Annotated in this window: 26 protein-coding genes and 2 pseudogenes; 11 read left to right on the plus strand and 17 right to left on the minus strand. The window is 74.7% G+C overall.

The window, feature by feature from the left end; all coding sequences use genetic code 11:
• Positions 1-151: 151 nt before the first annotated feature.
• Positions 152-619: pseudogene (locus tag ACFY4B_RS07385) on the minus strand (hypothetical protein); the annotation flags it as partial.
• A 312-nt stretch (positions 620-931) separates the two neighbouring features.
• Between ACFY4B_RS07385 and def the strand changes: the two are divergent.
• The 5 genes from def to ACFY4B_RS07410 all read left to right on the plus strand — a co-directional run bounded on the left by def (position 932) and on the right by ACFY4B_RS07410 (position 5,626).
• Positions 932-1,477 carry a peptide deformylase gene (gene def, locus ACFY4B_RS07390; protein ID WP_074002396.1) on the plus strand — a complete coding sequence of 182 codons (546 nt, stop codon included), beginning with the start codon at positions 932-934 and terminating at the stop codon, positions 1,475-1,477.
• Between the two features lie 118 nt (positions 1,478-1,595).
• Positions 1,596-2,534: a methionyl-tRNA formyltransferase gene (gene fmt / locus ACFY4B_RS07395; protein ID WP_074002397.1), complete on the plus strand. Its 939-nt coding sequence runs from the start codon at positions 1,596-1,598 to the stop codon at positions 2,532-2,534.
• 135 nt (positions 2,535-2,669) lie between these two features.
• Positions 2,670-4,103 carry an RsmB/NOP family class I SAM-dependent RNA methyltransferase gene (locus ACFY4B_RS07400; RefSeq protein WP_074002398.1) on the plus strand — a complete coding sequence of 478 codons (1,434 nt, stop codon included), beginning with the start codon at positions 2,670-2,672 and terminating at the stop codon, positions 4,101-4,103.
• 329 nt (positions 4,104-4,432) lie between these two features.
• On the plus strand, positions 4,433-4,588 hold the full coding sequence (locus ACFY4B_RS07405) for a hypothetical protein (RefSeq protein WP_158077698.1): 156 nt from the start codon (positions 4,433-4,435) through the stop codon (positions 4,586-4,588).
• A gap of 66 nt (positions 4,589-4,654) precedes the next feature.
• A complete protein-coding gene (locus ACFY4B_RS07410; RefSeq protein ID WP_387966776.1) occupies positions 4,655-5,626 on the plus strand; it encodes a MerR family transcriptional regulator in 972 nt (323 codons plus the stop codon).
• A 79-nt stretch (positions 5,627-5,705) separates the two neighbouring features.
• Here ACFY4B_RS07410 and ACFY4B_RS07415 read toward each other — a convergent pair whose 3' ends face one another.
• From ACFY4B_RS07415 to ACFY4B_RS07460, 10 genes are all read right to left on the minus strand, one after another.
• A complete protein-coding gene (locus ACFY4B_RS07415) occupies positions 5,706-6,155 on the minus strand; it encodes a hypothetical protein (protein WP_049654244.1) in 450 nt (149 codons plus the stop codon).
• A 173-nt stretch (positions 6,156-6,328) separates the two neighbouring features.
• Complete coding sequence (locus tag ACFY4B_RS07420; RefSeq protein WP_387966777.1) at positions 6,329-6,664, minus strand: sulfurtransferase TusA family protein; 336 nt, start codon at positions 6,662-6,664, stop codon at positions 6,329-6,331.
• A complete protein-coding gene (locus ACFY4B_RS07425; protein WP_117487137.1) occupies positions 6,661-7,347 on the minus strand; it encodes a class I SAM-dependent methyltransferase in 687 nt (228 codons plus the stop codon). The genes ACFY4B_RS07420 and ACFY4B_RS07425 overlap by 4 nt, the downstream gene beginning before the upstream one ends.
• Positions 7,348-7,505: 158 nt before the next feature.
• Positions 7,506-8,045, minus strand: a complete 540-nt coding sequence (locus ACFY4B_RS07430; RefSeq protein WP_387966778.1) for a MarR family winged helix-turn-helix transcriptional regulator — start codon at positions 8,043-8,045, stop codon at positions 7,506-7,508.
• Between the two features lie 73 nt (positions 8,046-8,118).
• Positions 8,119-8,475 carry a DUF6204 family protein gene (locus ACFY4B_RS07435; protein WP_387966780.1) on the minus strand — a complete coding sequence of 119 codons (357 nt, stop codon included), beginning with the start codon at positions 8,473-8,475 and terminating at the stop codon, positions 8,119-8,121.
• 142 nt (positions 8,476-8,617) lie between these two features.
• Positions 8,618-9,547 carry an aminoglycoside phosphotransferase family protein gene (locus ACFY4B_RS07440; protein WP_387966781.1) on the minus strand — a complete coding sequence of 310 codons (930 nt, stop codon included), beginning with the start codon at positions 9,545-9,547 and terminating at the stop codon, positions 8,618-8,620.
• A 78-nt stretch (positions 9,548-9,625) separates the two neighbouring features.
• Positions 9,626-10,861: a serine hydrolase domain-containing protein gene (locus ACFY4B_RS07445; protein WP_387966782.1), complete on the minus strand. Its 1,236-nt coding sequence runs from the start codon at positions 10,859-10,861 to the stop codon at positions 9,626-9,628.
• A 331-nt stretch (positions 10,862-11,192) separates the two neighbouring features.
• The gene (locus tag ACFY4B_RS07450) at positions 11,193-11,882 is read right to left on the minus strand and encodes an alpha/beta hydrolase (protein WP_049654234.1); all 690 of its coding nucleotides are present in this window, start codon (positions 11,880-11,882) and stop codon (positions 11,193-11,195) included.
• Between the two features lie 32 nt (positions 11,883-11,914).
• On the minus strand, positions 11,915-12,244 hold the full coding sequence (locus tag ACFY4B_RS07455) for a hypothetical protein (protein WP_074002406.1): 330 nt from the start codon (positions 12,242-12,244) through the stop codon (positions 11,915-11,917).
• A gap of 299 nt (positions 12,245-12,543) precedes the next feature.
• Positions 12,544-13,341 (minus strand): hypothetical protein, encoded by a 798-nt coding sequence (locus tag ACFY4B_RS07460; protein WP_387966783.1) that lies wholly within the window; start codon positions 13,339-13,341, stop codon positions 12,544-12,546.
• Positions 13,342-13,492: 151 nt separating this feature from the next.
• Here ACFY4B_RS07460 and ACFY4B_RS07465 point away from each other — a divergent pair, with 151 nt between their 5' ends.
• Together ACFY4B_RS07465 and ACFY4B_RS07470 are read left to right on the plus strand one after the other, a co-directional pair.
• Positions 13,493-14,101, plus strand: coding sequence for a TetR/AcrR family transcriptional regulator (locus tag ACFY4B_RS07465; protein WP_074002408.1), 609 nt, complete (start codon positions 13,493-13,495; stop codon positions 14,099-14,101).
• Positions 14,102-14,142: 41 nt separating this feature from the next.
• On the plus strand, positions 14,143-15,663 hold the full coding sequence (locus ACFY4B_RS07470) for a carotenoid oxygenase family protein (RefSeq protein WP_387966784.1): 1,521 nt from the start codon (positions 14,143-14,145) through the stop codon (positions 15,661-15,663).
• A 169-nt stretch (positions 15,664-15,832) separates the two neighbouring features.
• On the opposite strand, the gene ACFY4B_RS07475 is transcribed toward ACFY4B_RS07470, so the two are convergent.
• Complete coding sequence (locus ACFY4B_RS07475; protein ID WP_387966785.1) at positions 15,833-16,609, minus strand: class I SAM-dependent methyltransferase; 777 nt, start codon at positions 16,607-16,609, stop codon at positions 15,833-15,835.
• Positions 16,610-16,827: 218 nt separating this feature from the next.
• Between ACFY4B_RS07475 and ACFY4B_RS07480 the strand changes: the two genes are divergently transcribed.
• From ACFY4B_RS07480 to ACFY4B_RS07490, 3 genes are all read left to right on the plus strand, one after another.
• Positions 16,828-18,339, plus strand: a complete 1,512-nt coding sequence (locus tag ACFY4B_RS07480; RefSeq protein ID WP_387966786.1) for a PQQ-binding-like beta-propeller repeat protein — start codon at positions 16,828-16,830, stop codon at positions 18,337-18,339.
• Between the two features lie 85 nt (positions 18,340-18,424).
• Entirely contained in the window at positions 18,425-19,234 is an 810-nt protein-coding gene (locus ACFY4B_RS07485; protein WP_387966787.1) for an alpha/beta fold hydrolase, read from the plus strand.
• A gap of 171 nt (positions 19,235-19,405) precedes the next feature.
• Positions 19,406-20,800 (plus strand): alpha/beta hydrolase, encoded by a 1,395-nt coding sequence (locus ACFY4B_RS07490; protein ID WP_387966789.1) that lies wholly within the window; start codon positions 19,406-19,408, stop codon positions 20,798-20,800.
• 88 nt (positions 20,801-20,888) lie between these two features.
• Here ACFY4B_RS07490 and ACFY4B_RS07495 read toward each other — a convergent pair whose 3' ends face one another.
• Together ACFY4B_RS07495 and ACFY4B_RS07500 are read right to left on the minus strand one after the other, a co-directional pair.
• Positions 20,889-21,455 (minus strand): hypothetical protein, encoded by a 567-nt coding sequence (locus tag ACFY4B_RS07495; protein ID WP_074002410.1) that lies wholly within the window; start codon positions 21,453-21,455, stop codon positions 20,889-20,891.
• Positions 21,443-22,585 (minus strand): serine hydrolase domain-containing protein, encoded by a 1,143-nt coding sequence (locus tag ACFY4B_RS07500; protein WP_387966790.1) that lies wholly within the window; start codon positions 22,583-22,585, stop codon positions 21,443-21,445. The genes ACFY4B_RS07495 and ACFY4B_RS07500 overlap by 13 nt, the downstream gene beginning before the upstream one ends.
• 378 nt (positions 22,586-22,963) lie before the next feature.
• Here ACFY4B_RS07500 and ACFY4B_RS07505 point away from each other — a divergent pair.
• Positions 22,964-23,674: pseudogene (locus tag ACFY4B_RS07505) on the plus strand (vWA domain-containing protein); the annotation flags it as partial.
• Positions 23,675-23,866: 192 nt separating this feature from the next.
• On the opposite strand, the gene ACFY4B_RS07510 reads toward ACFY4B_RS07505, so the two are convergent.
• Genes ACFY4B_RS07510 through ACFY4B_RS07520 form a run of 3 tightly spaced genes read right to left on the minus strand, consistent with a single transcriptional unit; the run spans position 23,867 to position 25,631 of the window.
• The gene (locus tag ACFY4B_RS07510) at positions 23,867-24,256 is read right to left on the minus strand and encodes a roadblock/LC7 domain-containing protein (protein WP_074002412.1); all 390 of its coding nucleotides are present in this window, start codon (positions 24,254-24,256) and stop codon (positions 23,867-23,869) included.
• Positions 24,253-25,275 (minus strand): hypothetical protein, encoded by a 1,023-nt coding sequence (locus ACFY4B_RS07515; protein ID WP_387966791.1) that lies wholly within the window; start codon positions 25,273-25,275, stop codon positions 24,253-24,255. Before ACFY4B_RS07515 ends, ACFY4B_RS07510 begins: the two co-directional genes overlap by 4 nt.
• Entirely contained in the window at positions 25,272-25,631 is a 360-nt protein-coding gene (locus ACFY4B_RS07520) for a hypothetical protein (RefSeq protein WP_387966792.1), read from the minus strand. Before ACFY4B_RS07520 ends, ACFY4B_RS07515 begins: the two co-directional genes overlap by 4 nt.
• Between the last annotated feature and the right edge of the window lie 50 nt (positions 25,632-25,681).

Consider the following 25,681-nt stretch of genomic DNA (forward strand, 5'->3'; position numbering starts at 1 on the left):
GGTCCAGTGCGCCCCGGTCGATGCCGGCGCGGTCGATGCCGGTTCGGTCGATGGGCGTGCGGTCGATCGTGGTGCGGTCCATCGGCGTGCGGTCGATGCCGGTGCGGTCGATCGTGGCGCGCTCCAGGGCGCGACCGTCCAGTCCGCCCTGGCGGGCCGCCGGGACGGTCGTGGCCAGTCCGGTGCGCTCGGTGCCCGTGGGCAGCTCCTCGGAGCGGTCCGGACGGGCCTGGCCCGGGACGGTGCCGCTCGCGGCGAGGAGTTCGCTGGTCGGCCGGCGCATCCCGTAGCGCCGGTGCACCGCCTGCTTGGTGACCCCGAGGGCAGAGCCCACCGAGTCCCAGGAGAACCCCAGCGCCCGGTCGAACTCGACCGCCGCCGCCACCAGGGTCTCCACGCTCTCCCGCAGCTCCTGTGCCAGGCGCACGGTCGGCGCCGGCGCCCGCCCGTACACCACGAAGCCGGCCGAGGTGCTCGGTCGGCGCGGACGGTAGACGTTGCCCAGTTGAGCGGTGAGCGTCCGCAGCGCGTCGACCTGCCGCCTCACCCGCTCGATGTCCCGCACCAGCAGGTGCAGGCTCGCCCGCGCCCGGGCGTCGTGGTTGATCTGCTCGGCCATGGCCTACGTGCCACCTTCCGTACGGTTCAGCTCGGCCGGGACGCGGTGTCCCGTTGCGCCCGGCCCCGGTCAATCTCTCTTGACCAACGCCGAAGCGGGGGCCGGGGTAACGCGGCTCGGCACAGTCGGGGCGTGCCGGGCGGCGATCCGGTGCTGATCCGGCGCCGGTCCGGGCCCTGAGGCGGTGCCGGTCCGGTGCCGGTCCGGGCTCCGGGGAAGCCCTCGGCGGGCGGCCGCGCGGGTTGCATAGACTGGCGGGTGAACCAGCCGCCGACCGCAGCCCGCGCCCCTACGGACAGGAGCCCGTACCCCGTGGCGATCCAGCCGATCCGTCTCTTCGGAGACCCCGTCCTGCGGTCCACCGCCCAGCCGGTGACCACCTTCGACAAGGAACTGCGCAAGCTGGTCGGCGACCTCACCGACACCATGCTGGACGCCCCCGGCGCCGGCCTCGCCGCGCCGCAACTCGGCGTCTCGCTGCGGGTGTTCACGTACCACGTGGACGGCGTCACCGGGCACCTGATCAACCCGGACCTGTCGCTGAGCGAGGAGGAGCAGGACGGCCCCGAGGGCTGCCTGTCGCTGCCGGGCCTGCGCTACGACACCACGCGCGCGTACGGCGTGGTGGCCAAGGGCTTCAACATGTACGGCGATCCGGTGACGGTGGAGGGCACGCAGTTGCTCGCCCGGTGCATCCAGCACGAGACCGACCACCTGGACGGCATCATCTTCATCGACCGACTGGACCGCGAGCAGCGCAAGGCCGCGCTGAAGGCGATCCGGGAGGCGGACTGGGGCGCCGGGCCGGCCCCGGTGGTCAAGGTCTCGCCGCACAGCACCTTCGGCTCCGCTCGCTGAGTTCGGCCGGTTCCTTCGGTCCCGGCGCTGCCGGCGGTCCTGGTGGCCCCGGTGGTCTTCCCCGGTCGTTGTCGGTCTTCGTTGGTTTCTTGAACTTCCGTTTGCAGAAAGGCACTTGATGCGTCTCGTCTTCGCCGGCACCCCCGAGGTCGCCGTTCCCGCCCTGGACGCCCTGCTCGCCTCGGACCGGCACGAGGTCGTCGCCGTGGTCACCCGCCCCGACGCCCCGGCCGGGCGCGGGCGCAAGCTGGTCGCCAGCCCCGTCGCCCAGCGCGCCGAGGAGGCCGGGATCGAGGTCCTCAAGCCGGCGAAGCCCAGCGACCCGGACTTCGTCGCCCGGCTCACCGAACTCGCCCCCGACTGCTGCCCGGTGGTCGCCTACGGCGCGCTGCTGCGCCCCGGCACCCTGGAGATCCCCAAGCACGGCTGGGTCAACCTGCACTTCTCGCTGCTGCCCGCCTGGCGTGGCGCGGCCCCGGTCCAGCACGCGGTGCTGGCCGGCGACGAGGTCACCGGCGCGTCCACCTTCCTGATCGAGCAGGGCCTGGACTCCGGCCCGGTCTACGGCGTGATCACCGAGGAGATCCGCCCGACCGACACCAGCGGCGAGCTGCTCACCCGGCTCTCCCTCTCCGGTGCGCGGCTGCTCGCGGCCACCATGGACGGCATCGAGGACGGCTCCCTGCACGCCGTGCCGCAGCCCGCCGAGGGCGTCACGCTCGCGCCGAAGATCAGCGTCGAGGACGCGCGGATCGACTGGAGTCACCCCGCGCTGCGGATCGACCGGGTGGTGCGCGGCTGCGCGCCGGCGCCGGGGGCCTGGACGGAGTTCCGGGGTGAGCGGCTGAAGGTCACCGGGCCGGTCAGGCTGCTGCCGGACTCCACCGAGCTGGCGCCGGGCGAGGTCGCGATGGCGGGCAAGAACAGTGTCCGGGTCGGGACCGGCAGCCACGACATCGAGCTCGGGGAGGTGCGTCCGCAGGGGAAGAAGGAGATGCGGGCCGCCGACTGGGCCCGGGGCGCGCGCCTGGAGGCGGGGGAGCGCTTCGGGGGCTGACGCTCCGGTTTGGCGCTACTGTTCGTTTGAGATCGTCCGTGTTCGTTCGACTTCGTTGTCGTCCGATTGTGTTGTCGTCCGAGTTCGTTGCTAACCACCGTTCGTTGATAACCACCGCAGCACCTTGAGGCACCTGTGACCACCCCCAGCGCCAAGCGCGCCCCCCGCCCGCACCGCCGCCCGAAGAAGGACCCGGCCCGGATCGTCGCGTTCCGCGCGCTGCGTGCCGTCGACGAGCGCGACGCGTACGCCAACCTGATCCTGCCCTCGCTGCTCCGCGAGGCCGAGCAGAAGGGCATGGACCGGCGCGACGCCGCCCTCGCCACCGAGCTGGTCTACGGCACCCTGCGCCTGCAGGGCACCTACGACGCGGTCATCGCCGCCTGCATCGACCGGCCGCTCGGCAAGGTCGACCCGCCGGTGCTGGACGTGCTCTCGCTCGGCGCCCACCAGCTGCTCACCACCCGCATCCCCAGCCACGCGGCCGTCTCGGCGACCGTCGAGCTGGCCCGGGTGGTGCTCGGCGACGGCAAGGCCAAGTTCGTCAACGCCGTGCTGCGCCGGATCAGCGCCCACGACCTGGACGCCTGGATCGAGAAGGTCGCCCCGCCGTACGACAAGGACGCCGAGGACCACCTGGCGGTCGTGCACTCGCACCCGCGCTGGGTGGTCTCCGCGCTCTGGGACTCGCTCGGCCGCTGGCAGCCGGACGCCTCCGGGCGCGCCGCGATGGAGGAGCTGCTGCGGGCCGACAACGAGCGGCCCGAGGTCACCCTGGTCGCCCGACCCGGCCGGGCCACCGTCGACGAGCTGGCCGACGCGCTGCCCGAGGCCGAACCGGGCCGCTGGTCCCCGTTCGCCCTGCGGCTCGCCGAGGGCGGCGACCCGGGCGCGGTCGCGGCGGTCCAGGAGAACCGGGCGGGCGTGCAGGACGAGGGCAGCCAGCTGGTCGCGCTGGCACTGGCCGCGGCGCCGCTGGACGGGCCGGACCGGCTCTGGCTGGACGGCTGCGCGGGCCCCGGCGGCAAGGCCGCGCTGCTCGGCGCGCTGGCCGCCGAGCGGGGCGCGGCGCTGGTCGCGAGCGAGAAGCAGCCGCACCGGGCCCGGCTGGTGGCACGGGCGCTGGCGGGCAACCCCGGCCCGTACACCGTGATCGCGGCCGACGGGACGCGCCCGGCCTGGCGGTCCGAAGGCTTCGACCGGGTGCTGGTCGACGTGCCGTGCTCCGGCCTCGGCGCGCTGCGCCGCCGCCCGGAGGCGCGCTGGCGGCGCCGGCCGGCGGACATCGCGGCCTTCGGCCCGCTCCAGCGGGACCTGCTGCGTTCGGCCATCGAGGCCACCCGGGTCGGTGGCGTGGTCGGCTACGCGACCTGCTCGCCGCACCTCGCGGAGACCCGGGCGGTCGTGGACGACGTGCTGCGGGCCGAGGGCGGCCGGGTCGAGTGGATCGACGCGCGCCCGCTGCTGCCCGGCGTCCCGGCGCTCGGCGACGGGCCGGACGTGCAGCTGTGGCCGCACCTGCACGGGACGGACGCGATGTACCTGGCGCTGCTGCGGCGTACCGCCTGACGGCGGGGTGCCGATGCCGCCTCCCCGGCCGGGGTTGACGCGGCGTCGGATGTCGGCTTCCATGGCTGCTGTGTAGCCGCTCGGCTGCATGATCTTTGGGGGGCAGGCTTCGTCGCGTCGAGCGGCGGAAGCCGGGGAAGCAACCCCACAAGACATGCGGCGCGATGCGGCTGTTTCGTTGTGTGGAGTCGGATCCTCGGCGCTGCCCTCCCCGGCCGTGGGAGGCGGCAGTGTCATCGGAGATTCGACGTTCGACGGGGGAGCCTGCCGGTTCGCGGGGTGACGGTGGTGCCGGGACGGACGGCCGCGCGCTCGATCTGATCGCCCTGATGTCGATCCTGGCGGTGTGCACCCTGATCTGCCTGCTGGCCGGTACGGGGGCGCTCCAGGCGGTCATCGGCGCGGCGGGCATCCTGTTCGCCGCCTGGCGGACACCGCGGCGCTCCGGGCGGGAGGAGGGGCGTCGGCGCGGGCCCCGTGGGTGAGACGGGGGCGGCCGCGGCCGTGGGCGGCTTGCATCTCCCGTAGGGGGAGGTAGCAGGGTGGTGGCCATGAACGGCGACGCGCTCTGGACGATCGGTGAGCTGGCCCGGCGCACGGGGCTGACGGTCAAGACCGTCCGCTTCTACTCGGACCAGGGGATCGTGTCGCCGGCCGACCGCAACCCGGCCGGCCACCGGCGGTACGGCCCCGAGGCCGTCGCGCGCCTCGAACTGGTCCGCACCCTGCGGGAACTCGGGCTCGGACTGCCCGCGATCCGACGGGTGGTGGAGCGTGAACTGACGCCGGCCGACGTCGCCGCCGCGCAGGCGGAGGCGATCGACCTCCAGATCCGGGTGCTGCGGCTGCGGCGGGCGGTGCTCGGGGCGGTGGCCCGGCTCGGTTCCACACCTGAGGAGTTGACGCTCGTGCACCGGTTGGCCCGGCTCACGGAGGATGAACGGGGACGCCTGATCGGGGAGTTCCTGACAGTGGTGTTCGGCGGGATCGGGGACGGCGGGATCGAAGACGGCGGGGTCGGGGCCGGCGGGGCCGGGGGCGGCGGGCGGTTCGCCGCGGTGGCGCGCTCGTTGACGCCGGAGCTGCCGGAGGAACCGTCGGTCGAACAGGTCGAGGCCTGGGTGGAGTTGGCGCAGCTGGCGGGGGACGCCGGGTTCCGGGCGCTGCTGCGCGGGCTCGCCGAGGCGGAGGCCGCGGAGGCGGCCGGAACGGGGCTGCCGAGGCCCGGACTGGCGGTGGCGGTGCGGGAGTTGGCCGGGCCGGCGGTCGCGGCCGGGGTGGAGCCCGGGTCGGCGGAGGCGGCGGCGGTCGTCGCGGTGCTGGTGGAGCGGTACGGGCGGTGCTGCGCGGGGGCGGTGCCGGGGGAAGCCGGGGCGGTGCGCGACCGGTTGGCGGAGCGGCTGGGGGCGATGGCCGATCCGCGGCGGGAGCGGTACCTGGAGCTGCTGGCGGTGGTCAACGGTTGGGCCGCGCCGGAGAGTTGGGCGGCCGAGGTGGACTGGGCGGTGCGCGCGGTGGCGTGAGTCGGGGCTGCTCGGCGGCGAGGTGGCGAGGTGGCGAGGTGGTGGGGCCGTGGGGCCGTGGGGTGGTGGGTCTGTACGGCTACCGGCGGGTGGGGCCGGAGAAGGTGGTGAGGAAGGCGTGGGCCTGGGCACGGAGGTGGTCGACCGGCGGGTCCTCGCAGATCACCTCCAGGCCGAGTCCGGTCGCCCGGCCCAGGTCGTAGTAGGACTGGTAGGCGAGGTACGGGCGGTGGTCGTCGGTGGGGTCGAGGCCGACGGCGAAGGTCGCGAAGTGGGGCTGCGGCCCACCCGGGGCGGGGGCCGGCCCGCTGCGGGAGAGCTGCCACTCGAACTCGTACGGCTCGGGTTCGGCGGGCAGGTCCAGCAGGGCCTGGGCGAGCCGGCGGACCTCGTCCGGGTTCGCGAAGGGGATCGACTCCGACGAGGAGGGGGCCGAGGCGAGCAGTTCCCAGGCGTCGCCGTTGTGGCCGACGGTCAGGGCCCACTCGCCGCTCGGGTCCTGCCAGCGGCAGCTGATGATCGGGTCCACGGCGGTCAACCTCCCTGTGGCGCTGGATCGTTCGTACCTCATCATGGTGGCACACCGGTCGCTGCGGGGGCCTCGGCCGCGAGCCGTCCTCGGGCCCGTTGCCAGGCTTCCTGGAGCGTGCGGCAGCCGTGGCCCGCTCCGGGTGCGCCCTGCGGGGCGGGTCGGTCAGCCGGTCAGTCGGTGACGGGTGCCGGGTGCCAGGGGCGGTCGGGGCGCGTCTGGACCGGGGCGGAGGTGAGGCGCAGCGCGTACACCTCGCGGTCGGTGGCCTCGTACGGGACCTGGCCGAGGTACTCGTGGCCGGTCAGGTGGCACCAGGCGGGGAGGTCGAGCGGGGCGGCGGGGTCGGTGGTGTGGATGTGGACCACCGCGCCGGCGGGGAGGTGCGCGATCCGGGCGCGCAGCCGGAGCAGGAGCTGGACGCAGAGCAAGCCGGTGCCGTCGATGGTGAGGTCGGGGGCGTTCGGGGCGTTCGGGGCGTCGGGGGCGGCGGTTTCGGGGGCGGTCATCGGGGCGTCTCCTGGGTGATGCGCCAGAGGCGGCGGGGCAGTTCGCCCTCCTCGAAGGGGTGGACGTCGGTCAGGTGCCAGCCTTCGGCGAGCCTGTCCACCAGCTCGCGGGGGAAGAAGTGGACGGCGAAGCCGCCGTGCTCCCAGATGTCGTCCCCGTGGCCGGTGCCGGCGCCGTAGTGGGCGTCGCCGGTGTGGCGGACGGTGTGGACGAGGGTGCCGCCCGGGCGCAGGACCCGGCGGACCTCGGCGACGAGCGCCTCGATCTCCCCGGTGGAGAGCGCCATGCAGAGCAGCATGTGGGCGAAGACCGCGTCGACGGAGGCGTCGGGGAGGGGCAGCGGGTCGCGGACGTCGTGGGCGAGGACCGAGAGCCGGTCGGCCAGGCCCTGGTCCGCCGCGGTGGCGCGCAGCTGCTCCAGGCCGGTCGGGCTGAAGTCGGCGGCCAGCACGCGGAAACCCGCCCGGGCGAAGTGCAGCGCGTCGCGTCCGTGGCCGGCGCCGAGTTCCAGCACCTCCCGGGCCCCGGCGGCGGCGAACACTCCGGCGGCGTACTCGGCGGGGGCGGAGGGCCGCTCGCCGTACATCCCCGGGTTGGCGGTGTAGGTCTGCTGCCAGTGCGCGCGTTGGGCGTCCGCGAGGGCGCGCTCTGGGCCGGGCCCGGTGTCGGGGGTGTCGGTCATGGTGCGGCCCTTCGCGGGGGTGGGGTGGTGCGGGTGGTGCCAGTGGTGCCAGATGGCACGGAGGTGCCCGTGGTGCGGGGCCAGCCTAGGACGTGGGCTCGGGTGGAGGGTGTGGCGGGGCGCGGAAGGGCGTGCGCGGGGGCGGTGAGGCGGGCGGATCAGCCGAGGTGCCGGCCCGGGGCGGTGCCGCCGAGGCGGGTGAGCAGGGTGGACAGCCGGCCGAGGTCCTCGGCGCTCCACTGCTCCGCCGCGAAGTGCTCGGCGGCGACCTTGCGGGCGGTGTACAGCATCTCGGCGAGCCGCTCGCGGCCGGTCGGGGTGAGGGCGGCGTAGGTGACCCGGGCGTCGCGGGCGGCGGCCTCGCGGGCGACCAGGCCGATCCGCTCCAGCGGTGCGAGGCCGCGGGTCACGCCGGAGGCTGTGAGCCCGAGGGCCTCGGCGAGGTCGACCCGGCGCATCCGGCCGCCGGGGGCCTGGGAGAGGTGGAGCAGCATGGTGAAGTCGGCCAGGCTGACGCCGTGCAGGCGGCTGAGGCCCGCGTCGAAGCGCTTGACCACGGCCGTCTGGGCGCGGACCAGCCGCAGGGCGGTGTCCAGGGGGTCGGGGTTCGGGCCCGTTGCGGCCGGTGCGGTCGCGGCCCGGTCCACCTGGTCCGGCTGCTGCTGGTCTGAACGCTGATGGTCTGGACGCTCTGTCATTGCCACCTCCTTGACTGCTCAAGTATAGCGCTAGGGCGAGCCGTCAAGGAGGTGGCGGAGGGGGAGGGGTGGGTCAGTGCGCGGTGTTGGCGGCGCGGCGCTGACGCTTGCCGAGCGGGGCCTGGGAGAGGTCCTCGGCCTGGGAGCGGAGGTTCTTGTAGCCGTAGCCGCGTTCGGTGAGCCAGTCCCGCGCCGACTGCTCGGCCCGCTCGGTGGCCTCCAGGATGTCCTCCTTGGCCTCGCCCTCGTCGAGGAAGCGGAAGGTGAAGGCGGCCCGGGCGGAGAGGTCGTAGCTGAGGTGGCCCTCGCGGGTGAAGGCGGCGCGCAGCACGTCGTGCTCGGGGGCGGCGGCGAGCAGTTCGGCACGCTGGTCGGCGGTGAGGCCGTCGAAGACGCCGCGCACCATGATGCGGAAGGTTCGAGTGGTCATCCCCCGACCATAGGCAGTGCGGGCCGCCGACCGCCAACGTGATTCCTGGGCCGGGCGCTTCTCGGTGACGGTCGGTGGTCGCGGGCCTCCTTGGGTGCCCGTAGGTGGTCGTCGGGTGGTCGCCGGTGGTGGTGGGCGCCGGTCAGGCGGGGGTGAGTACTTCGGCGAGCTCGTCCGCGTACCGGGTGAGCCGGTCGAGCCCGGGGCCTCCTCGGGCGCGCCGGAAGCCGCGCCGCCGACCGTGGAAGGCGGCCTGGACGGCGTGGAGTTGGGTCCAGCGGCGGAGGCGTTCGCGGTCCAGCTCGGCGGCCTCGGCGAAGACGTCGAGCGCGCGGAGGAGGGCGCGCTGCCGGTCCGGCGCGTCGAGCAGCGTCAGGGCATGGACCTTGAGCAGGGTACCGCCGTCGTAGGCGCGGTCTCCCACGTACCCCTTGGGGTCCACGGCCAGCCAGGGTTCGCGCTCCGCCCGCAGGATGTTGCGGGGGTGGAGGTCCCCGTGGACGAGCACGTCCGGCTGGGTGCGGGCGAGTTCGCGGACGGTCGCGAGGGCGGCGCCGACCGTGCGGGCCGGCAGGGGGTGGGAGAGGGAGGCCGCGTCGGCGCGCAGGCCGGCCTCCCATTCCGCGGCCTGCTCGCTCAGCCGGGGCAGGCCCGGGGGCGCCGGGACGGCGAGCCGCCGGCTGAGCCGCCCGGCGACCGTCGGCACCTCGTCGGTGTCCCGGGCCTCCGCGAGCGTGGTCGGGCTCGCCCGTTCGAGCAGCATCGCGAAGCGCTCGTCGTCCCGTGCGTAGAGCCGGACGGCGCCCCGGCCCGCCCACACCGCGAAGGCGTCCGGCTCGTGGACGTTGCCCGGGTGGGGGAACGAGACCTTCAGTACGGCCACGCGCTCGGTCGCCTGCCGGACCGGGAGGATCAGGCCGACCCCGCCGTGGGTGGCGGCGCCGTCCGGCACGCAGCCCCAGCGTTCCAGCAGCTCGGCGGCGAGGCCGGGGAGTTCGGCGATCCAGGCCGCGCCGGGGGCTCCCTCACGGTCGATGGTGGTGCGGGCGAGCCCGCCGGGGATGCTGATCATCTGCTTCCTTTCGACGGTGGGGGGAGGGCGCTGGTGTGGCTTGCCGGTTCGGTCCGGTTCGGTCCGGTCCGGTCGGGCTCAGGGGGCGAAGGGACCGAAGGTCGTGACGGCGAGGCGGAGCACCGGTGCCGGGGTGCCGCTCCCGGCGCCGACGGAGTAGACCAGCCGCCTGCGCAGGTCCGAGGTGGTGAAGAAGCCGTCGGAGTACCCGAGGTCGTGCCCGGTCTTGCCCCAGAGCACCGTGCCGTCCCGCAGCGGGACGGCCATCAGTCCGGCGCTGTAGCAGGCCCGACCCTTGTCCGGACCGAACGGGCACTCGCCCGCTCCGCGTACGGGCACCAGCCGCCCGGAGGCGTCGCGCGGCAGGGTGAGGAGGTCGTGCAGCTGCTGCGGAGGCAGGAGTTCGCCGTCGAGCAGGGCGCGCAGGAACCTGTCCAGGTCGGCCGGGGTGGACACCATCGACTCCGGGTTGCCGCCCTGCTCGGAGACGTCCGTCGGGGTGTCGGCGCTGTCGGGGACGTAGCCGGCCAGGTGGGGCTCGGGCATCGCGGGCCTGCCCTCCGTCACCTCGGTGTGCCGCAGGCCGAGCGGCTTCAGGATGCGGGCCGTCACCTCCTCCCTGATCGTGTGCCCCGTCACCTGCTCGATGATCCGGCCCGCCACCCGGTAGTTGAAGTTGTTGTACTCCTGCTCGCTGCCCGGATCGAAGGCCGGGCCGGCCTCGGGCAGGCCGCGCTCCGGGTGGGGCCGAAGCGTCCGCTGGACGACCAGGTCGAGCGTCTCGATCGCGAAGCGGTTGGCGATCAGGCCGTCGCGCTTCTCCAGCTCGGTGCCCTCGAGTTCCGGGCCCTCGACGGCCTGCGGAAGTCCGCTGGTGTGGTCGAGGAGTTGACGGACGGTGATCGGCAGCGTGAAGCTCGCGGGCAGCGTGCCGGGCAGGTACTGCTGGACGGTGCCGTCCAGGGAGATCCGCTGCTCGGCGGCGAGTTGGAGCAGCACCGCGGCGACGAAGGTCTTGTTGATGCTGCCGATCCGGAACGCCGCGTCCGGCGCCACCGGCCGCCCGCTCACCGGATCGTCGGCGCTGCCGCGCCAGACCAGGCCGTCGGCCGTCACCCGGGCGACCGCGCCCGCCACCGGGTCGCCCGGCCGGGCGGCGATCGCGGCGTCGAGGGCGGCCGGATCGAGGACAGCCGGACCGAGAGCGGCCGGAGCAGGCGTGGCGGCGAAGGCGGGTGCGGTGGATGCGGACGCCGCCGCGAGGAGCAGGGCGGCGAGGCCCCGCGCGAGGGTGGCGGGTTTGCTGACGGCCATGTGCCCTCCGAAGCGGGTGGGACGGCTGTGGGGCGGAGCGATCCGCCCTGGAGAACACGCGGCTGACGGTCATTCAGTTGCACACGACCGGTGCGAAGGCGGAGAGCGCGGGCACGGAACACGGTGGGGACTCCCTTCCACGGTGGCCCGGGTGGCCACCGTCGCGATGCCCCCAAGAGTGATCGCCGGAAGCCCCTTCGCGCATGTGCCGTTCGGTAGGAATCCGGCGGGAAAGCGACCGGGCCTCCCCTGCCGATCGGCAGGGGAGGCCCGGGGTGCGGACGCGGACCACACGGGAGGCGGGACGCGACAGCGGTTGGGGGAGCGCCGGCTACACCCGCGCCGGCAGCCGGGTGCAGACCGCCCCCGCCACCAGCGGAGCGGGCTCGGCGCCCAGGACGCCGAGGGTGAAGGCGGTGGTCAGCGCGCTGATGTCGCGGGACTCGCGGAGCAGCAGGTGGTTGGCGCCCGGGGCCTCGTACCGCGCGAGGTCCGGGACGACCCGCCGGGCGCGCAGCGCGTACTCCAGGGACTGGGTGGCGCTGGCCGAGCTGTGGTCCCCGGTGCCGTGGACGATCAGCACCCGCCGCCCGGCCAGCTGGTCGACCGGGTCGCCGCTGGGCAGCCACGGCGCGATCCCGGCCACGCCGACCACCGAGGGGTGCCCGGCGCACCAGAAGGCGGCGCGCCCGCCCAGCGAGTTGCCGATCAGCACGACGGGTGCGCCCGGGTAGAGCCGGGCCAGCTCGTCGAGCGCCCAGCGGGTGTCGACGGCGGTGTCGGCGTCCGCGTCGTTCCAGCCGCCGTGGCGGTAGCGCAGCAGGTGCACCGCGAGGCCGTGCGGCCGGCCGCGGTCGGTGAGTTCGGTGGCCAGGTCCCGCAGGCCCAGCTCGGCGACCCGCATCGGTGCGCGCCGACTGCGGAGGAACCCGCCCGGCAGCAGCAGGGCGACGCCGGTGACCGGCTCCTCGCCCCGTCGTGGGGTCAGCTCTGCGGTGCGCGGACGCTGCGCTCGGAACACGCGAATTCCCTCCTGATGTGTACAGGCGGATTCTACGGTTCCGAGGAGGGGTCGCGGTGCGCGAGCAGGGACCACAGGACCCAGCCGGAGACCCGGGTGCGCTCCACCATGACCTTCGCCCAGCGGGCGCCGAGCGGTGAGGTCCAGGTGTCCACGACCTCGACCCGGTCACCCGAACGGGCGAGTCCGATGACGGTCTCCTCGCCGAAGTGGTCGACCCGGACGTTGGCGGCGTTGGCCGACACCTCCCACCAGCCCGCACCGGGCTCGGGCGGCAGGTCGGTGCCCGCCGTGACGGCCGTCGGGATCAGCAGGATGCCCAGCGCGACCACGGTGGCCGCCGCACGGCCGATCACGGCCACGGGGACCTCCGTACGGTGGTCCGCGCGGTGCCGCGTACGGGCAGCGGTGAGGGCATCGGGATCAGGGGAGGCATATACAGCAGAACGAGCCGACCGGGCGTGCGCGTACAGTCCGGCGCCGAGGTTGACCCGGTCGGCGCAGCACGACGTGCGGACCCGGTGTCGCCGGTGCCCCGGCGGATGTCAACTGTCCGGCCGTAGCGCGGGGTTGGCGCGCCCTGGCGGACGGCCGTCGAGTCGGCCGGCCGCGGCTCGGGGTGCGGTCAGGGCCGGTAACACGGCCCGGTCACAAGGGGCGGTCACTCCGGGCGCTGCTCCGCCAGGAGCTTCGCCCGGGTCTCCCGGACGAACGCCGCGACGACGTCCGCGTCGGTGAGCACACGGGTGACGACCCGTCCGCCCCGGCCCGGTCCGGTGCGCTCCGTGATCCGCAGCTCGCGCGTGTCCTCGGCGCTGATGTCCTGGAGGTCGCTCCACGGCAGCGGGGCCGTGGGGTGGTCGTCGTCGGGGTCGAGGAGAAGACCCGCGGGCAGCACGGCGAGCACCGTCCCGAACAGGACGTGTCCCTCCTCCTCGAACCGCTCGTGCAGCGGCGCGGTGTAGCGCGGCAGCAGGCCCGCGCGGATGGCCTCGGCCAGCCCCGGTTCGTAGCGGCCCGCCAGTTTCGAGACCACGAAGGGGGTTTCGCGGCCGCGCGCCAGGATGAGGACGCGGCCGAAGTGCTCGACGCTCAGGTTGCCGCGGAACTCCATCCGGGAGGGTATGTACTCGTAGCTCTCGATGGCGTCCCAGGGCAGGGCGCGGAAGTCGCCGCCGGCGTGGTGGAGGACGAGGCCGCCCTGGTAGCGCGCCACGGCGACCAGCCCGGAGCGCGGCGGGACCTTCTGGTAGGCCACGGCGGCCGCTGCCACGGCGGCGACCGCGAGGGCAGCACCCCACCAGGTCCAGCCGGAGGCGGCGAGGACGAGGATGCCGGGCAGCCCCAGGCCCCACTTGCCCACGCCGTCGCCGATCCGGCGGCTCGTCCGGTACAGCCGCCGCCGTTCGCCCAGGCCCGCCTCGGCCGCGACCTCGTCGCAGCGGGTGGCACCACTCATCGCTGACTCCCCTCGGCTGTGGAGCGCGCCAGTCTAGTCAGGGTGGTCGGACAGCCGGTCGGGGCGGCCGGGTGGTCGGGCCGGGTGGGTGGTGAAATCCCTTGCCCGCAAAGGCTGGTAACACTGTTTCTGATCGGTTACGTTGTTACCCATGAGCACGCCCTACCAGGACGCGCAGCGGGTCGGCCAGGATGCCGTACGCGCCGTGATCCTCGACCGCGCCATCTCCCTCCTCGTCGCCGAAGGCCCCGCCGCGCTGACCGTGCGCCGGATCGCCGCCGAGATCGGCTCCTCGACCAAGGTGCTGTACACGATGTTCGGCGGGAAGGAGGGGCTGCTCGACGCGCTGTACCGGGAGGGCTTCGCACGGTTGCGCCGGGCGCAGGAGCAAGTCCCGCGCGGGAGCGACCCGTTGGAGTACCTGACCGAGCTCGGCCGCGCCTACCGGGAGCGGGCCGTCGCCGAACCCGCCTACTACCGCGTGATGTTCGAGCAGCCGGTGCCCGGATTCCGGCCCAGTGCCGAGGCGTTGGCCCTGGCCGACGGCGCGTTCGGCGCCTCGGTGGCCGCCGTCGAGGCCTGCATGGCGGCCGGGGTCTTCCGGCCCGGCGACGCCCTGGAGGTCTCCAACCTCTTCTGGGCGGCCACCCACGGCGCGGTGAGCCTGGAGCTCGCCGGCCACTTCGCGTCGGCCGAGGCCGGGGCGCGCTACGAGGCGCTGATGGCCGCACTGGGGCGGGCGTTCGGCGCCGGTTCGTGAACGAGTCCGGACACCCCATCACCTGACGAGAGGCCGAGACGATGAGCCCAGGCGACCCGATCCGCAACAGCACGATCGGCAAGAGCAACGGCAACGGCGCGATCAGCAACAGCAACAGCAACAGCAACGGCAACAGCAACAACGGTACGAGGCGCAGCCGCTACGTCTCCGGGAATTTCGCCCCGGTGACCGAGGAGGTCACCGCCTACGACCTGCCCGTCACCGGCCGGATCCCCGCCCACCTCGACGGCCGCTACCTGCGCAACGGCCCCAACCCGCTGGGCATCGACGACCCGGGCGCACACCTGTGGACCCTCGGCGCGGGCATGGTGCACGGCGTGCGGATCCGGGACGGGCGCGCCGAGTGGTACCGCAACCGCTGGGTCCGCTCCGGCGCGGTCGCCGACCGGCTCGGTGAGCCCCGGCGCGGCACGCCCGTCGACGAGCGGATGGACATCTCCCCCAACGTGCAGGTCGCGGGCCTCGCCGGGCGCACCTACGCGCTGCTCGAAGGCGGCATCCGCCCGTACGAACTCACCTACGAGCTGGACACGGTGGGGCCGTGCGGGCTGGGCGCCACGCCGGAGGGGTACAGCGCCAACGCCCACTCGGTCGTCGACCCGCACACCGGGGAACTGCACTCGCTGGCCTTCCGGTACGGCTCCGAGCAGGTGCAGCACATCGTGATGGACGCGGCCGGCACCGTCCGGCGCAGCACGCTGATCGAGGTGCCCGGGAACCCGTACATGCACGACTTCGCGCTCACCGAGCGGTTCGTGCTGCTGTACGACACCCAGGTGGTGTTCAGCCCGGCGCACCTGGCCGCCGGGGTGCCCTTCACCTGGGACGAGCGGCGCGCCGCCCGGGTCGGGGTGATGCCGCGCGAGGGCGGCGCGGTGCGGTGGTTCGAGCTCGCGCCGCACCTGGTCGGGCACACCCTCAACGCGTACGAGCGGACGGCGGACGAGCTGGTGGTCGACGTCGTGCGGCACCCGCCGGGCATGGACCTGCGGAACATCGGCGCGAGCCGCCCCACGCTCGACCGCTGGACGGTCGACCTGGCGGCGGGGACGGTCCGGGAAGAGCGGCTGGACGACCGGGTGCAGGAGTTCCCGCGCCTCAACCCGCGGCACACCGGCCGCCCCTACCGCTACGGCTACGCGGCCGCCGTCGAGCTCTACGCGCCGCCGACCGGCCCCGGGGACGACCGCCCGGACGAGGGCTTCAGCAACGCCCTGCTCAAGCACGACCTGAGCCGGGGGACCGTCGAGGCCCACGAGTTCGGGCGCGACGGGGCGGTGGGCGAGGCGGTGTTCGTCGCCGCCGAGTCGCCGACGGCGGAGGACGACGGGTACCTGATGGCGTACGTCCACGACCCGGACCGGGGAGCGGCGGACCTGGTGGTCCTCGCCGCCCAGGACTTCACCGGCGAGCCCCTGGCCCGTATCCACCTGCCGGTGCGGGTGCCCCTGGGCCTGCACGGCAACTGGGTGCCGGGCGGGGACAGGGTGCCTGGCGGGGACCGGACCGCGGGCAGGGGCGGGGACACGGGCTGGAGCTGAGGGGCCAAAATGTGCCCGCTGCGAGCACGGGCGGGATCGCGCCCGGCGGCACCGCGGGGGAGGGCGTCGGCGTAGGGGACGGGGGTCTCGACGGCGGCGAGGGTGGGGAGGGCGGCGAGGGCGGCGAGGGGGAGGCCCTGGGAGCCGGGGCGGAGCCGCCCCGGCGGGGTCATCGGGGCCGGGTGGCGCGGAGGGAGTAGGTCTGCGGGGCGGGGGCGCCGGCGGGGACGCGGAAGTGGGCGTGGGCGTGCTCGTGGAGGAAGTCCAGGCGCAGGCCCGCGTCGGCCAGGGCGGTGACGACCTCGCCGAGGCCGTGCTGCCACTGGACGGTGACGGTGGAGTCGAGCCGGGCGTCCGGGTCGGCGTACGTGCCGGGGTAGTCGACGACGATCGGGGTGCGCTCGAAGTAGTCCTCCGCGAAGCCGCGCCCGTCGTCGGCGAGGACGTCGGCCACCGGGTGGTACTCGGCGAGGTAGAGGAAGCCGCCGGGGGTGATGAGCGAGGCGACCGTCCGGGCCCAGCGGGTGAGGTCGGGGAGCCAGCAGAGCGCGCCGAAGCCGGTGTAGACGATGTCGTACGTCCGGCCGTCGAGCGCCTCGGCGGCGGCGTAGACGTCGGAGGTGACGAAGCGGGCGTCGGCGGCGCCGATCCGGGCGGCGAGGTCGGTGGCGGCCGCGACGGCCGGGGCGGAGAAGTCGAGCCCGGTGACGACGGCGCCGCGGCGGGCCCAGGAGAGGGTGTCGAGCCCGAGGTGGCACTGGAGGTGGAGCAGGGTGCGGCCGGTGACGTCGCCGACCTCGGCGGGCTCGTAGTCCTGGAGGGTGTCACGGCCCGCGACGAAGCCGGGCAGGTCGTAGAAGGGGCCGGCGGCGTGGACGGGGACGCGCTCGTCCCAGTTCGCGCGGTTGGCGGTGCGCCAGTCGGGGGTGGTGGATGGCGTGGTCATGCCGGGCAACGCTAGTCAGCGGCCCAGGGGCGGGCAATCGATTTCCGCGCCCGGCGCGCGCCGTGGACAGCAGGTGCCACCGGCGCCCCGGGCCCGGTATGTGCGGGTCATGGCCGGGGTTTTCCCTGCTCTTTGTTCCGGATCATGGCGCGCTCTGCGACGATCCGATGATCGTCGCCCCGACGCGGTGGGCGGCGCGTCGCAGGGGAGAGACCGGCATGGCCGTTCGGCCCGAGGACAGTGTCGTCCGGGCGAAGTGGGGAGTGTGGTCCGCCTGGGACCGGGAGACCTGGATGGTGGTCTCCGGCGGGGTGCTGGGGGCGCTGTTCGCGAGCATGGGGCTGGCGGTGCTGTTCGGCCCGGCGAACGGGTTCGGCGGCGACAGCCTCGCGTACATGGGGATCGTCAGCATCCTGGGGCTGATGCCCTGCGGTGCGGGCTTCGTCTGGGCGCTGATCCACCCGAGGGCCGGGTTCCCGTCGGCCGCCGTCGGGGCGGTACTGGGGCTCGGGATCTTCGTCGGCTTCGCCGGGGACGGCCTCAACGACTCCTGGAAGGCGCCGCTGGACCGGCCGTCGACGATCCGCGCGGTGGGCAGCTGGACCAGCGGGGACCTGGTGGTCCGGGCCCGGCCGGACCTGGTGGTGGCGTACCGCCGGACGAGCGGGGCCGTCGCCTGGCACTGGGCCCCGCCCGGGGAGGACACGGTGTGCGCGATGAGCCGGACGACCGGGCCTGACGGCACGGGCCGCGGCGGCGCCCTCGGCCTGATCGGCCACGCGCCGCACGACAAGCCGTGCTCCGCCGTCACCGCGCTCGACCTCTCCGACGGCAGGGAGGGCTGGACCGCCGCCGTGGACGCGCCCGCCCGGGACGGGGACGACGCGACTCCGGACGTGGTCGCGGTGGCCGGGCAGCAGGCCCTCCTCCAGGAGAAGGCCGGCTGGCGCGCCGTACGGCTGGCCGACGGCCGGGACGTCTGGCGCGGCGCGGCCGACCCGGGCTGCACCCCGCTGCAGGTCGCGGGCGGGCCCGGGGACGCCGTCACGGTCGCGCAGTGCGGCGCCGCGCCGCCCGTGCTGCGCTCGCTGGCCCCGGCGGACGGCCGGGAGCAGCAGCGGATCGCGCTGCCCGCGGCGGGCGGGCTGAAGAACCTCGCGGTGGTCTCGGTCGACCCGCTCGCGGTGTGGGTGGACGCCCAGGCCGAGCGCGGCACCCACGCGGTGCTCAGCTACGACCGGACCGGCCGGCAGCGGGCGGTGATACCGGTCGCCGGGGACGAGTACGACCTGGACGTGATGCTGGGCGGGCTGCACGCCTTCGACGAGTTCAGCGCCCGGCCGCTGTTCGGCGGGGTGGTGGTCGGGGACCTGTTCGTCGTACCGGGGGAGAAGCCCGGCGACATCGGCATCAGCGGCGGCAAGCACCCGAGCCGCACCGCCACCGGCCGGCTGCTGGCGTACTCGCTGACGGACGGCGGCAAGCGGTGGACGGCGGGGCTGGACGACCAGGTGACCGGCCTGGTGGTGGACGGCGGCTCGGTGTGGGCGATGACCCGGGGCCGGGTGACCAGGGTGGAGGCGGCGACCGGGCGGCAGAGCGCCGTGCTGGACGTCAACGACACCGCGTCGCTCTATCCGGTGGACCTGTCGGTGTCGGACGCGGAGCGGTTCACGGTGGTCGCGGAGGACGGGACGCGGGACGAGCCGCCGGTGCGGGCGATGAGCTGACGGGGTCCGCCGCCGACGGACCTGACCCTTTCGGGTGGTTGTGTCAGTCTGGTGGGGGAGCACCGCCGAGACCGGGAGACTCGTGATGGCCGAGATCAGGGTGAACGGGGTGGCGCTGCACTACGAGGCCCGTGGCGAGGGCCCCGGCGTCGTCCTGGTGCACGGTTCCTGGAGCGACGCGGACTCCTGGGCGCGGGTGCTGCCCGGCCTGGCGGAGTCCACCACCGCGGTCGCCTACGACCGCCGGGGGCACAGCCGCAGCGAGGACCCGCTCACCCAGGGTTCGGTGCACGAGGACGCGGCCGACCTGGCCGGGCTGATCCATGAGCTGGGCCTCGCGCCCGCCTTCGCCTACGGCGACTCCTACGGCGCCCTGGTCGTCCTCCGGCTCGCCGCCGCCCGGCCCGACCTGCTGCGCGGGATCGCCGTGCACGAGCCGCCGGGCACCGGCATCCTGCTCGCCGACCCGGACCTGCGACCGCTCGGCACCGGCTTCGCCGACCGGATCGCCGCCGTCCGGGAGCTGCTGGAGCAGGCCGAGTCGGCGGCCGCCGCCGAACTGTACGTGGACAGCCTCGCCTTCGGCCCCGGCGCCTGGGAGCAGTTGCCCGCGCCGGTCCGGCACAGCTACATCCGCAACGCGCCCACCTACCTGGACGAGCTGCGCGACCCGGCCGCGCTCGACCTCGACCTCATCGGGCTCGCCCGCTTCGGCGAGCCCGCGCTGCTCACCCAGAGCGACGAGAGCGCGCCGATGTTCGGCGAGGTGCTGGACCTCATCGACCTCACCCTGCCCAAGGCGGAACGCCACCTGTACGGCGGCGCCGGGCATGCCCCGCACCTGTCGCAGCCGGAGGAGTGGGTGCGGGTGGTGCTGCCGCGGGCGCTGCTCTGAGACTGCCGCGGCTTCCGCGATTGATGTGACGGTGCGTCACCGTCGCTGGCTCCGTCGGGGATTCGCCCCTGGTCGAATCCCCGGATAACCGCTCGCCTTCGCCGTCGTCCCGGGCGCAGGCTACTTCCGTGCCCGCGTCAGTACGGACGCGGTGCGAGCGGAAGGACTCACATGACGAGCACGCGCGGCCGCATCGCCGCCCTGCTGGGCGCCGTCGCGGTGGTCGCCGGCACCACGCTGGCCACTCCCGCGGCCGCCACGGCCGACACACTCGCCACGGCCAGGCCAGGCGGCGGGATCGCCGGGCAGGCGCCCTGCCCGGACGCGCCCGAGTTCACCTGCGGGACCCTCACCGTCCCGCTCGACCACAGCGGCGCCGTCCCCGGCACCCTCGACCTCGCGGTGGCCGTCGCCGGGAACACCGCGGCCCCCAAGGGCGACCTGCTGTTCCTCACCGGCGGCCCCGGCCAGCCCGGCGTCCCGCTGATGAAGCGGATCGCCGGCAAGATGGCGCCCGTCCTCAAGGACTACCGCCTGGTGATGTACGACCAGCGCGGCACCGGCGCCCGTGCGCTCCAGTGCCCGGGCCTCCAGGAGGACATGGGTTCCTCCGACCTCGCTGTGCCGCGCAAGCAGTCGATCGCCGACTGCGCCGCCACCCTCGGACCGAACGCCCGCTTCTACAGCACCGCGGACACCGTCGCCGACATCGACCGGCTGCGCGGGGCCCTCGGCGACCGGCGGCTGACCCTCGACGGCGTCTCGTACGGCACCCTCGTCGCCGAGCGGTACGCGCTCGCCCACCCGGCGCACGTGGCCCGGCTGGTGCTCGACTCGGTGGTGCCGCAGCAGGGCTACGACCCGCTCGACCTGGCCGCCCTGCCCGCCAGCGCCCGGGTGCTGCGGGCCGCCTGCCAGGCCACCGGCTGCACCACCGACCCGGCCGCCGACCTCGCCGCCACCGTCCGGCGGTACGGCAACGGGGCGCAGGTCCTGGACGCCCTCACCAGCTACGAGTTCACCGACCCGAACTACGGCGAGGTCCCGGAGGCGCTGCACGAGGCCGCCGCCGGGCAGCCGGAGAAGCTCCAGGCCTTCATCGAGACCGTCCACCGGGACGACGCGGCCCCGGCCGAGGCGCTCAGCCAAGGCCTGCACGCCGCCACCGTCTGCGCGGACTCGCGCTTCCCGTGGGGCAGCACCGACACCCCGGTCGCGGGCCGGGCGGCCGCGCTGGAGCGCACCCGGCAGCGGCTCACCGCCGAGCAGACCTGGCCGTACGACGCGGCGACCGCGACCGGGCTCGGCAGCCAACTGGTCTGCCTGGACTGGCCGCGCGAGCAGGTGCCGCCGATCCCGTCGGCGCACCGCAGGCTGCCGAACGTGCCGGTGCTGCTGCTCGGCGGCGACCGGGACCTGTCCACGCCGAACGAGTGGCTGTACCAGCAGGCGGAGCTGGCGCACGACCCGCAGGTCGTGATCGTCCCGGGTGCGGCGCACTCGGTGCAGACCCGGGCGGCCGACCCGGCCGGGCGGCAGGCGGTGTACGACTTCCTGCTCAAGTAGCGGGGGCCGTCGGCGGGTTGCGTCCGACGGTGGACCGCCGCCGGCGGTGGGCCGTTCCGAGCAGGGGACGGAACGGCTCGCCGCCGCGCTACGGCCCGGCCGCGCCCCAGCCGTCGTCGGGCAGGGAGCGGTCGGGCTCGGGGCAGTCGAGGTGTTCGTAGCCCCACAGCAACGCCTTGTGCAGCGCCCACGCCTCCAGCGGCGGCCCGTCCTGGGACGCCCGGTTCGTCAGGACCAGCTCCACCCGGACCTCCTCGGCCGGCGAGAACAGCAGGTTCCGCTGGTCCGGGAGGTTCTCGTACGTCACCGTCTGCCAACTGTGGCCGGTGGCGGTCAGCGCCGCCATCAGGTCGGCCTCGGAGACGTGGGTGTCGAGCGTCGCCGAACCGCCGCCCGGCTGCGGGAGGTCGAGCTCGCCCTGCCAGACCGGCAGGGAGAGCGAGTGGAGCCGGCGGCAGCGGCAGAACACCGTCCGCACGTCGCCCCAGCAGAAGGCGTGCGGCCACCGGTCGCCCCGGTGGATGCCGCCGCCGTCCCACGGATCGCCGTAGTGGACGGCGAGTTCGGGCAGCGAGGCGCCGTAGCGCAGCTCGCCGAGGCCGCCGGTGGTGGCCAGGACGGTGACGAGCGGGAGGAAGCCGGTCAGCCCAGGCACTCGCGCACCGCCTCGATCAGGCGGTTCGCCCGGGCGTCGCCGTGGCCGATCATCCGGTTGGCGACATAGGCGAAGCCGACGCCGAACTCGTCGTCCCCGAAGGCGAACTGGCCGCCGGCGCCGTCGTTGCCGAAGCTGCGCGCGCCGAGCAGCGGGCGGAAGGCCGGGGAGTCGAGCAGCAGCCCGGAGCCCCAGCGGGCGCCCATGTCGAAGCCCAGGAAGCCCGCCCCGGAGGAGACTTCGCGCACCGCGCCGGTCACCGTGTCGGGCGAGAGCAGGCGGGGCGCGCCGTCCAGTCCGGTGGCCGCCGCCGCGTAGAGGCCCGCCAGGCCGGTGGCGGAGGCGACGGCGCCCGCGCCGGGCAGCTCGATCGCGTGCAGCGCCGGGTCGTTCCAGCCGTGCGGCACGTCCAGGCCGGGGAAGACCAGGGCGCCGTTCATGGTGACGATCCGGGTCAGCAGGTGCTCCGGGCCGGGCATCGGACGGCGACCCTCGGCCTCCACCAGCCGGGCCAGGCGGGGGAGTTCGCTCTCCGGCAGGCCGATCCAGACCGGCAGGCCGAGCGGCTCGGCGATCTCCTTGCGCAGGAACGCGCCCGGGGTCAGCCCGGTGATCCGGCGGATCACCTCGCCGACCGCGAAGCCGAGCACATGGCCGTGGTACTCGTACGCGGTGCCCGGCTCCCAGAGCGGCTGCTGCGCCTCGATCGCCCGGACCACCGGATCCCAGGCGGCGACCTCCTCGAAGGAGAGCACCGCGTCCAGGGCGGGGATGCCGGCCCGGTGGCCGAGGATCATCCGGGTGGTGATGTCCTGCTTGCCGTTGCGGGCGAACTCCGGCCAGTAGCGGGCGACCGGCGCGTCCAGGTCGAGCCGGCCCCGCTCGGCGAGCAGGTGGGCGCTGATGCTCACCGGGCCCTTGGCACAGGAGAAGACGGGCACGAGGGTGTCCTGCGTCCAGGCCCGCCCGGTGCGCTCGTCGGCCGTGCCGCCCCACAGCTCGACCACCTTCCGGCCCCCGACGAACACCGTGACGGCGGCGCCCAGCTCGGGGAACCCGGCGAAGTTGGCGGCGAAGACGTCCGCGACGGCGCCGAAGCGCTCGTCGGCCCAGCCCTGGTGCTGCTGCATGATGTGGTGCCCCGTTCTGCCCAGTTCCGCCCTCAAGATCGACCGAACCACGCTACGGGAGCCCGGCGCCCCTGACGAGGGGATTTCACCAGGCCGGGACGGGTGGGACGGATGTGGCAGACTCGCCGGCCCCGGCCTGCGGCGGCTGTACCACCCGTACGACGGCGGGGCGGACGTCTACCTGGCGTCGACGGAGGAGCGGGACCGGCTGAAGGGGCGGTACGCCGGGTGGCTGTCGGGGCACCCGAACGGCCTGTGAGCGGCCGCGCCGGGCGGACGGCTTGCCCTCACCGCCGTCCGCCGCGCACAGTGTCCGGAGCGCGTTGACGATCACGCGCCCCGGCAGCCCGGCTGCCGCAGTGAGCGAGGGAGCGACACATGGCCGTCAGTCTGAGCAAGGTCGAGCAGAGCGCGCCCGCGCTGGTGAGCCTCTACAAGACGGCCGGCGCCTCTGTGGAGCGGCGTGGGCTGAACGGCCAGCGGGTGGCGGTGTACCTGGTGGTCGACTACTCCGGCTCGATGCGGCCCTACTACAAGGACGGCAGCGTCCAGGCGTTCGCGGACCGGGTCCTGGGGCTGTCGGCCCACCTGGACGACGACGGGACCGTGCCGGTCGTCTTCTTCTCCACCGAGGTCGACGCCCAGGCCGAGATCGCCCTGGAGGACCACGCGGGTTGGATCGACCGGATCGTCGCGGGCCTCGGCCACATGGGCAGGACCAGCTACCACCTGGCGATGGACGCGGTCATCCGGCACTACCGGGAGAGCGGAGCAACGGACCCGGCCTTTGTGCTGTTCCAGACGGACGGCGGCCCGATCAGCAAGCCCGCGGCGGAGAAGAAGCTCTGCGAGGCGGCGACGCTGCCGATCTTCTGGCAGTTCATCGGCTTCGGCGACCCGGACAGCCGGCAGTTCGACTTCCTGCGGAAGCTGGACGAACTGCCCGTCCCGGAGAAGCGGCCGATCGACAACGCGGGCTTCGTCCACCTGGGGCGCGACCCCCGGACGGTCTCCGACGACGAGCTGTACGACCTGCTGCTCACCGAGCTGCCGAGCTGGCTGGTGGCCGCCCGGGCCCAGGGCATCGTCCCGGACGGCCCGGCGCTGCGGGCGCCGGTCGATGCCGCGGCCGAGAAGCAGCCGCAGCGCCGGGGCTTCTGGGCCACGCTGACCGAGGGACTGGGGAAGCGGGGCCGCCGCGGTCGGTAACCCGACGGCGTCGGGACCAGGCGCTCTCTTCCGGATCACGCCGCGCGCCCGGCATGATCCGAAAGAGAGGGCCTAGACCGCGGGGACCATCCCGAGCAGCTCGCTCAGGCGGCGGACCGTGGCGGGCGACTCGCGGTGCAGGCCGGCGATGTCGAGGCCCTCGTCTCCCAGAATCATCAGCAGCGCCTGCTCCCCGATCGCCAGCACCACGACGTAGCCGCTGGTGCAGCGGGTGACCACGTCGCGCAGGCCGCCCACGCCGACCTCGGCCGCGGTGCGCCGGCCGAGGCCGAGCATGGCGGCGGACAGGGCGGCGGCCGACTCGGGGTGGACGGCGGCCGTGTCGGCGGCCACCAACAGGCCGTCGGTGGTGGAGATGACACTCTCCGAGATGCCCATGACCCGGTCGCGGAGGGACTTCAACTCGTCGACCAGCACGGCGGTCGGTGTCTGGCTGCTCATGGTGCGCTCTTCTCGCTCTGCTCGGTCGTCTCGGTACGCGCGGTGTGCTCGGCGCGGTGTGCGTTCGGTGGACCGTCGGAAGCGGCCGCCGCTCCCTCGGATCGGGCGGGCAGGCCGCCGGGGCCGCCCGGACCACCCGCGCCGCGTCCGCTGCGGACGCGGCGCGGCAGCGGCCCGGTGTCGGCCGGCGGCGGTTCGCTCGTCGGCGTGCGCGGGGCCACGCTCGGTGCCAGGGGCGCCGGGTGAGCCGGTTCCCGGTGGAGCAGGTGCCGGGCGTCCATCCGTACGACGTCGAGGAGCACGGCGAACACACCGCGTCCCAGGGCGAAGCCGAGGTCGCGCGCGGTGCGGCGGCCGGTGGCGGCGGCCAGGATCTCCCGGTAGCGGACCGGGATCCGCAGCGCGCCGGACTCGGCCCGGGCGGCAGGACGGATCCGGATGCGGGCCAGTTCGCCGGGCGGTCCCCAGAGGCGGGTCAGCAGGGCCGTCCGCCGGGCGGTCTCCTCGAAGAGCCGCTCCGGCTCGATGCCCGGGCGCAGCGCGATCCTGGCAGGCGGCGCCGCCTCGGCCGTCTCCCAACTGCCGGGCGGGCTCAGCACCAGGGCGAAGGCCCCGTCGAAGGCGGCGGCGGCGCAGACGGCTTCGAGCTCGGCGGCGCCGATCGACCCCTGAGCCACCAGGGCCGCGCCGAGGTCGCCGCCCCAGGTCGGGGGAGCGTCGGTCGGTCGGCCGATGGACGCGGCCGTCTCGGCGGACGCCCACTCCTCCTCGCCGACGCGCCGGGACTTCAGCAGCAGGGTCGCGGCGGTCGGGGCCCCGGGGGTCTCGATCGCCACGACCAGACCCTGCTCCAGGTGGATCGTGCCGCCCGGTGCGCTGGAGACGGTGACCGAGCCGGTGAACTCCGTCCGGCGCAGCGCGAGCAGCAGCGCGGGCACGTTGCGCGCGGTGGGTGGAGCCGGCGTCGTGGGAGTCGCGGGCACGGCGGGCGGCGCCGTGCCGTGGGACGGGTCGGTCATGCCAGCAAGTCCTGCGCGCGGTCGGCGGTCTGGCGGAGGGCCAGTGCCAGGTTGGTCCGTTCCCGGTCCAGCACGGTGGCCAGCAGCAGGGGGTCGCCCTTCCGGGACACCACCTGGACGACCTGGTGATGGCGGGTGCTGGTGACCACCAGGCTCTCCAACTCGCTCTCCGCCCCTGCCTCGTACAGCCGCTCGCCGATCAGGTTGGTCAGCTCGGCGAGTTCGGCCCCGGTCCCGAGCAGTCGGTGGTCCCCGGCGGACTGGTAGCTGAGACCCGTGACGGCGTCGACGAGCGCGGCACCGACCACTCCGGGGGAGCCGAGCACATCGGAGAGGGAAGCGTCGAGTGCGCGCACCAGTACCCCTTCACGTTCTGAACCCCGGTAGCGTACTTTATTCCATCATT

Source organism: Kitasatospora sp. NPDC001261, from assembly GCF_042896795.1.
GTDB lineage: Bacteria > Actinomycetota > Actinomycetes > Streptomycetales > Streptomycetaceae > Kitasatospora.